Source organism: Massilia yuzhufengensis, assembly GCF_900112225.1.
Classification (GTDB): domain Bacteria; phylum Pseudomonadota; class Gammaproteobacteria; order Burkholderiales; family Burkholderiaceae_D; genus Telluria; species Telluria yuzhufengensis.
This window is the reverse complement of record NZ_FOLD01000010.1, coordinates 153782-161095: the sequence shown is the minus strand read 5'-3', so window position 1 is coordinate 161095 and position 7314 is coordinate 153782. Positions and strand designations below refer to the sequence as shown.

The following is a 7314-nucleotide window of genomic DNA, read 5'->3' as shown; positions in this document are numbered from 1 at the left end:
CTCCTCAATTGCGGCTCTGCGCCGAAAGGTTCACCAACCCTCAGCGTAACCCGCGCTTGTTGAGGTTGGTAGGTCAATACATTCTGTCTACTTCGAACCCGATGCCAGCCAGGACCAGGTGACATCGATGATGAAGATCGAGCACTACCGCAGCCTGCTGGCCGGCACCCCGAAGCTGGAGGTGGAGCCGATCCCGAAAGCGCGCCACTTCGCCATGTTCGACCAGCCCGAGCTGGTGGCCGACGCCGTCCGCCGTTTCCTCAACCGTCTTTGACCCAAGGAGTACACCATGCGCAACCTGATCTACTGGAGTGGCCAATACCTGCTGGCCGCGAGCTCGATGTTCCTGCTGCTCGAAGTCGTCGACATGCTGCGCGGCGATGCGTTCGGGGCCAACTGGCGCGAGTCGATGGCCTGGGCCGTGCTGGCCTCCGCCATCTTCATCGGCTCGCGCTATTACCAGGCCAAGCGCGGCGCGCAATGCCGCCCTTGCGAGGCGATCAAGCCCAAGCGCTGAACCATATCTCCTCCGGGCTGGATCAAGGCGGGACCAGGGCGGCAGTCGCATACGGCCGCCTCTGTGCCTGCACTGATTTGCCATATCTATAAGATTCCGCTTGACAATAGATGTGGCAGGAATATTCTTGTACCCGCTACAAGACACGATGGCAGCCCGCTCGACGAGGTGGCCACGATGCCTGCGGCAATTCGTTTCACCATCTTGGAGGATGTGTATGTCGGTAACAAAAAGGGCAGCAATGTCCCGTAGGGCAATGCTGGGCGCAATCGCGACCAGTCCACTCTGGATGCAGTCCGCCTGGGCGCAGCCAAACAATCTCAAGATTTCGCACCAGTTCCCCGGCGGCAGCATCGCCGAGGGCGATTTCCGCGACCGCTTGTGCCGCATGTTCGCGGCCGACGTCGAGCGCCGCACCCGTGGCGGGCTGAAATTCTCGATCTATCCGTCGTCCAGCCTGATGGGCGCGAACGCCCAGTTTCCGGCCCTGCGCAGCGGCGCGCTGGACATGGCCCTGGTGCCGCTGACGTATGCAAGCGCCGAGGCGCCGGAAGCGAACATCGGCCTGATGCCGGGCCTGGTCACCTCGTATGAACAGGCTTACGCCTGGAAGAATGCGCCGGTCGGGCGCGAACTCACCCGCATCCTGCACGACCAGGGCCTGGTCGTGGTCAGCTGGATCTGGCAGGCCGGCGGCGTCGCCTCGCGCGGCAAGCCGATCCTGCAACCGGAAGACGTGGCCGGCCTGAAGGTGCGCGGCGGTTCGCCCGAGATGGACCGCCTGCTGGCGGACGCCGGCGCCACGGTGGTCAGCATGCCGTCCAACGAGATCCAGGCCGCGATGCGCGCCGGGACGCTCGACGCGGCGCTGACCTCGTCGACCTCGCTGATCTCGTTCCGCCTGCAGGAGTCGTCGCGCGCACTGACCACGGCGCGCGGCGGCGCCTACTGGTTCATGTTCGAGCCGCTGATGATGTCGCGCACGGTGTTCGACCGCTTGAGCAAGCAGCAGCAAGCCGCGGTGATGGCGGTGGGCGCCGACCTGGAAAGCTTCGCGCTCAAGGCGGCGCGCGCCGACGACGCCGCGGTGGCGGCCGTGTACCAGAAAACCGGCGCCCAGGTGGTGGACATGAATGCCGACGCCCTGCGCAAGTGGCAGGCGGTGGCGCGCACCAATGCCTGGCGCGAGTTCGGCGAGCGCAACGCCAATTGCGGCAAGCTGCTGGAACTGGCCGAGCAGTCGCTCGCGATGATCTAGTGCTGGCCAGGGGCGGTCCGCGCCGCCCCTCGCTTTCAACCGCCCGTCACGGGCGGGAAGAACGCCACTTCGCCGCCATCGGCGACCGCAGCCTGCGGGCCGCACATTACCTGGCCGACCGCCGTGCGCACCGCGCGCTCCGGCCCGAGGGCATCGGCCCACACCCCGCCACGCGCCACCAATGCCTCGCGCACCGCGGCCACCGTCGCCGCACCTGCGGGCAGCTCGAAGCTTTCCTGCCCCATTCCCACCGCTTCGCGTACCGAAGCAAAATACCGTAAGGTGATCGTCATGCTGTTCCTAGTGCTGTAGTTCGGCAAACGGGATGAAGCGCACCAGGTCGCCCTCTGCGATCGCCTGGCCCGGCGGATTGTCCACCAGCCCGTCGCCCCACACCGTCGATGTCAGTACCCCCGAGCCCTGGTTGGGGAACAGGTCGAGCCCACCGGCGGCGTTGACGCGCACCCGCAGGAATTCATTGCGGCGGTCGGCCTTGGGCAGCGCGAAGTCGGCGCGCAGCGAATAGCCGCGCGGCTCCACCGGCCCGGTCACCCCCTGCAGGCGCAGCAGGAAGGGGCGCACGAACAGCAGGAAAGTGATGAAGCTCGATACCGGGTTGCCCGGCAGGCCGATGAAGAACGCGCCCCCCACTTCGCCGAAGGCCAGCGGCTTGCCCGGCTTGACTGCGATCTGCCACATGTTCAAGCGCCCTTCTGCTTCGACCGCCGGCTTGATGTGGTCTTCTTCGCCGACCGAGACCCCGCCCGAGGTGATGATCAGGTCATGCCCGGCCGCCGCCTTGCGCAGAGTTGCCCGGGTGGCGTCCAGCGTATCGGGCACGATGCCGTAGTCGGTGAATTCGCAGCCGAGATTCTCCAGCAGTCCGCGCAAGGTAAAACGGTTCGAATTGTAGATCGCGCCCGGTTTCAAGGGCTCGCCCGGCATCGCCAGTTCGTCGCCGGTGAAGAACACGGCAACGCGCAGGCGGCGCAGCACCGGCACCGCGGCCAGGCCGACCGAGGCCGCGAGGCCCAGCTCCTGGCTGCGCAGGCGGGTGCCGGCCGGCAGGATCACCGCGCCCTTCGCCACGTCCTCGCCCTGGCGGCGGATCCATTCGCCGGCGCGCGGCGCGTGGCGCACGGTGACGCTGTCACCCACCGCCTCGCACTGCTCCTGCATCACCACCGCGTCGGCGCCGGGAGGAATCAGGGCCCCGGTAAAGATCCGCGCCGCGCTGCCCGCCTCGAGCGCCTGGCCCACCGTGCCGGCCGGGATGCGCTGGCTCACGCGCAAGGTCGCGCTGCCGCTCTCGCAATCCTGGGCGCGCACGGCATAGCCATCCATCTGCGTGTTGTCGGCGCAAGGCACGTCGAGCGTGGCCAGCTGGTCTTCGGCCAGCACGCGGCCGTTCGCTGCCAGCGTGTCCACGCGCTCGGTGTCGGTGACCGGACGGGCCGCATCGAGCAGCAGGTTCAGCGCTTCGCGCACCGACAGCATGGGCGGCTTCATCACAGGCCCGTGTGCTGCGCGATATAAGACTTCATGCGCGCGACGTCGGTGTCCATCACGACGAAGCGCTGCGGCAGCGATTCGATGTCCTCGAAACCGGCCGGGCGCTCGGCGTCGGTGCCCAGCGCTTCGAGAATCGTCTCGTTGAACTTGGCGGCCAGCGCCGTTTCCAGCACGATCATGGTCACGCCCGGCCGCATGTGCTCGCGCGCCACCTTGATGCCGTCGGCGGTGTGGGTGTCGATGGTGATCTCGTAGTCGTCCGCCACGTCGCGGATGGTGTCGACGCGGTCGGCGTGGGTCGAGCGGCCGGAGGCAAAGCCATACTGCCCCACCAGCTTCCATTCGTCGCCGTCGCTGCCCGGCGCGCCGGACAGGTCGAAGCCGCCGTGGGTGTCCACCTTGCGGAACAGCGCATGGGTGCGCTCGGCGTCGCGGCCCACCAGCTCGTAGACGAAGCGCTCGAAGTTGGACGCCTTGGAGATGTCCATCGACGGGCTGCTGGTGTGATAGGTTTCCGAGGGCTTGCGCACGCGGTACCTGCCTGTGCGGAAGAACTCGTCGAGCACGTCGTTCTCGTTGGTGGCGGCCACCAGCTTGTCGATCGGCAGGCCCATCATGCGGGCGATGTGGCCGGCGCAGATATTGCCGAAGTTCCCGGACGGGACGGTGAAGGAGACCTTCTGGTCGCTGCTGGTGGTGGCCGCCAGGTAGCCGCGGAAGTAGTACACCACCTGCGCGACCACGCGCGCCCAGTTGATCGAGTTGACGGTGCCGATCTTCTGCTGGGCCTTGAAGGCCAGGTCGTTCGACACCGCCTTGACCATGTCCTGGCAATCGTCGAACACGCCCTCGACGGCGATGTTGTGGATGTTCGGGTCCTGCAGGCTGAACATCTGGGCGGTCTGGAAGGCACTCATCTTCTTGTGCGGCGAGAGCATGAACACGCGCACGCCGCGCTTGCCGCGCATCGCGTATTCGGCGGCGCTGCCGGTGTCGCCGGAGGTGGCGCCGAAAATGTTCAGTTCATCGTTATTCTTGGCCAACGCGTATTCGAACAGGTTGCCCAGCAATTGCATCGCCATGTCCTTGAAGGCCAGGGTCGGGCCGTTCGACAGCGCCTGCAGTACCAGCTTGCCTTGTTTGCCGTCTTCGAGGACGCGCAACGGGGTGATGTCGGCGGCCGCTTCGCCGGGGCGCGCGTTGCGGTAGACCTCGGCGGTGTAGGTCCTGGCGGTCAGGGCGCGCAGGTCGGCGTCGGGGATGTCGGTGGCAAACTTGCGCAGGATCTCATAGGCCAGCTCGGCATAGGACAGCTTGCGCCAGGCGTCGAGTTCTTGCTTGCCGACCTGCGGGTAGTCCTCGGGCAGGTAGAGGCCACCGTCGGGCGCCAGGCCCGCGAGCAGGATGTCGGAGAAACGCTGGGGATTGCGTGCTGCGGACGCGCTGGTCGCGCGGGTGGACACATATTGCATACGGGTGAAGTTTCCGGTGGTGGCACAAGTGGGAACTTTATTATAGCGCTGGGAGGGATCGTATGCTGTGGTGCAAAAAAAGCGGGTGGGTGTGGAGCTGAATTGGGTCCCGGCCTGCGCCGGGACCCAAGTTGACTGTAGCTCAGCAAGCCGCGTGATTCACCGTAATCACGTGCACCGCCAAGCCACCGAGCGACGTCTCCTTGTACTTGACCTGCATATCCGCCCCCGTCTGCCGCATCGTCTCGATCACGTTATCCAGGCTGACGAAGTGGGTGCCGTCGCCTTTCAGCGCCAATGAAGCGGCCGTAATCGCCTTGATCGCCCCCATCCCATTGCGCTCGATGCAGGGAATCTGCACCAGCCCGCCGATCGGGTCGCAGGTCATGCCCAGATGGTGTTCGATGCCGATTTCCGCCGCGTTCTCGATGCGTTCGTTGGAGCCGCCGAGCGCTGCCACCAGGCCCGCCGCCGCCATCGCGCAGGCCACCCCCACTTCGCCCTGGCAGCCGACTTCGGCGCCGGAAATCGAGGCGTTCTTCTTGCACAGCATGCCGATCGCGGCCGACGTGAGCAGGAAATCGCGGATGCCGCCGGCCTGGTCGATCGGGCGGCAGTCTTCGGCGTAGTAGCGCAGCACCGCGGGGATGATGCCGGCCGCGCCATTGGTCGGCGCCGTGACCACACGCCCGCCGGCGGCGTTTTCCTCGTTCACCGCCATCGCGTACAGGGTCACATGGTGGGTCGCGTCGTGCGGCAGTTCGTTGAGACGGGTGCCGGCGTCGCAGTGGGCCTGCTTCCACAGCCTGGCGGCGCGGCGCTTGACGTTCAGGCCACCGGGCAGCTGGCCTTCGGTGACCAGGCCGTGGGCGATACAGTCGCGCATCACGTTCCAGATGCGGTCCAGGCCCGCATCGAGTTCGTCGCCGCTCATGCGCGCCAGTTCGTTCGCGCGCAGCATGTGCGGGATGGACAGGCCGTGCTGCTGGCCCAGGGCGAGCAGGTCGGCCATCGTGCTGAAGGGGAAAGGCACCTCGATCGAAGGCGCCGCGGCGGCGCGCGCCTGGCTCTCGCCGGCCGCCGTGATGAAGCCGCCGCCCACCGAGTAGTACACGCGTTCGATCAGGCTGCCGTCGCGCAGCTTGAGCACGAAGCGCATGCCGTTCGGGTGCTCTGGCAAGGTCGAGGCCTTGTGCCAGACCAGGTTCTCGCGCTGGGTGAACGGCACCTCTTGTGTGCCCAGCAGCTTGAGCACGCCGTCCAGTTCCGCTTCGGCCAGCTTGTCCTCGACCGCATCCGGGTCGATGTCCTGCGGGGTCTCGCCCATCAGGCCGAGGATCACCGCCTTGTCGGTGGCGTGGCCGATGCCGGTGAGGGCGAGCGACCCGTATAAATGCGCTTCGACGCCGACGGCGTCATCCAGCGCACCGGCTTCGAGCAGGAAGCGGCGCGCCGCCACCATCGGGCCCACCGTATGGGAGCTCGACGGGCCAATACCGATCTTGAAAAGATCAAAAACGCTCATGTCCATCTGTTTGTCTCGACTATTCTGGTTGTTATTATCGTGATGTTGCGGCGGCGTTCAGGCGCTGACGCCGACGTCGATATTGTTCAGCATGCTCTCGACCATCTCGTCGATGCCGATGCGGGACTTCCAGCCCCAGTCGGTCGTCGCGCGGCTGTCGTCGAGGCTCTTCGGCCACGAGTCGGCAATCGCCTGGCGGCTGTCCGGGGCATAGGCGATCTCGAATTCCGGCCGGGCCTTGCGGATGGCGGCCGCCAGTTCGCGCGGGTTGAAGGACACGCCGGCCACGTTGTAGGACGAGCGGATGGCGACCTTGTCGCCTGGCGCGTCCATCAGTTCGATGGTCGCACGGATCGCGTCGGGCATGTAGATCATCGGCAGCGTGGTTTCCGGGCCCAGGAAGCATTCGTAGGTCTCGTCCTTGAGCGCGGCGTGGAAGATCGCGATGGCGTAGTCGGTGGTGCCGCCGCCCGGGGGCGACTTGTAGCTGATGATGCCCGGGTAGCGGATGCTGCGCACGTCCACGCCGTACTTGCTGTGGTAGTACTCGCACAGGCGCTCGCCGGCCAGCTTGCTGATGCCGTAGATCGTGGTCGGGTCCATCACCGTGTATTGCGGGGTGTTTTCGGCCGGGGTGTTGGGGCCGAAGGCGGCGATCGACGATGGCCAGAACACCTTCAGCGGCTTGCCCGCTTCACCGCGCTCGCGCGCCACTTCCAGGATGTTCAGCAGGCCATCCATGTTCAGCGACCAGGCCTTCAGCGGCGCTTTTTCGCCGGTGGCCGACAGCAGCGCGGCCAGCTGGTAGACCTGGGTGATGCCCTCCGCCTCGACCAGGGTCGCCAGGCGGTCCTTGTCCATCACGTCCAGCTGGATGTAGCGCGCGGCGCCGTAGACGTTGGTGGTGCTGATGTCCGAGGCGATCACGTTGTCCTGGCCGTGCTGCTCGGCCAGCGCGCCGACCAGTTCACTGCCGATCTGGCCGTTGGCGCCGATGATGAGGATGCGTTCCATGTGTGTTCCGTTCTAA

At 66.3% G+C, this 7314-nt stretch carries 8 protein-coding genes; 3 read left to right on the top strand and 5 right to left on the bottom strand.

Going from position 1 to position 7314, the window contains the following annotated elements:
• The first annotated feature begins 127 nt into the window (after positions 1-127).
• The 3 genes from BM031_RS25505 to dctP all read left to right on the top strand — a co-directional run bounded on the left by BM031_RS25505 (position 128) and on the right by dctP (position 1775).
• Complete coding sequence (locus BM031_RS25505) at positions 128-274, top strand: alpha/beta fold hydrolase (protein WP_177207717.1); 147 nt, start codon at positions 128-130, stop codon at positions 272-274.
• A 15-nt stretch (positions 275-289) separates the two neighbouring features.
• Positions 290-517, top strand: a complete 228-nt coding sequence (locus BM031_RS11140) for a hypothetical protein (RefSeq protein ID WP_091874632.1) — start codon at positions 290-292, stop codon at positions 515-517.
• A 241-nt stretch (positions 518-758) separates the two neighbouring features.
• Positions 759-1775: a TRAP transporter substrate-binding protein DctP gene (dctP, locus tag BM031_RS11135; protein ID WP_229408791.1), complete on the top strand. Its 1017-nt coding sequence runs from the start codon at positions 759-761 to the stop codon at positions 1773-1775.
• Positions 1776-1810: 35 nt separating this feature from the next.
• On the opposite strand, the gene BM031_RS11130 is transcribed toward dctP, so the two are convergent.
• The 5 genes from BM031_RS11130 to BM031_RS11110 all read right to left on the bottom strand — a co-directional run bounded on the left by BM031_RS11130 (position 1811) and on the right by BM031_RS11110 (position 7298).
• A complete protein-coding gene (locus BM031_RS11130) occupies positions 1811-2068 on the bottom strand; it encodes a MoaD/ThiS family protein (RefSeq protein ID WP_091874630.1) in 258 nt (85 codons plus the stop codon).
• A 7-nt stretch (positions 2069-2075) separates the two neighbouring features.
• Positions 2076-3272, bottom strand: coding sequence for a molybdopterin molybdotransferase MoeA (locus BM031_RS11125; RefSeq protein ID WP_091874648.1), 1197 nt, complete (start codon positions 3270-3272; stop codon positions 2076-2078).
• Between the two features lie 11 nt (positions 3273-3283).
• The gene (gene thrC, locus BM031_RS11120) at positions 3284-4759 is read right to left on the bottom strand and encodes a threonine synthase (RefSeq protein ID WP_091874629.1); all 1476 of its coding nucleotides are present in this window, start codon (positions 4757-4759) and stop codon (positions 3284-3286) included.
• Between the two features lie 142 nt (positions 4760-4901).
• A complete protein-coding gene (locus BM031_RS11115; RefSeq protein ID WP_091874628.1) occupies positions 4902-6290 on the bottom strand; it encodes an L-serine ammonia-lyase in 1389 nt (462 codons plus the stop codon).
• A gap of 51 nt (positions 6291-6341) precedes the next feature.
• Complete coding sequence (locus BM031_RS11110; RefSeq protein ID WP_091874627.1) at positions 6342-7298, bottom strand: NAD-dependent epimerase/dehydratase family protein; 957 nt, start codon at positions 7296-7298, stop codon at positions 6342-6344.
• Positions 7299-7314 lie beyond the last annotated feature (16 nt).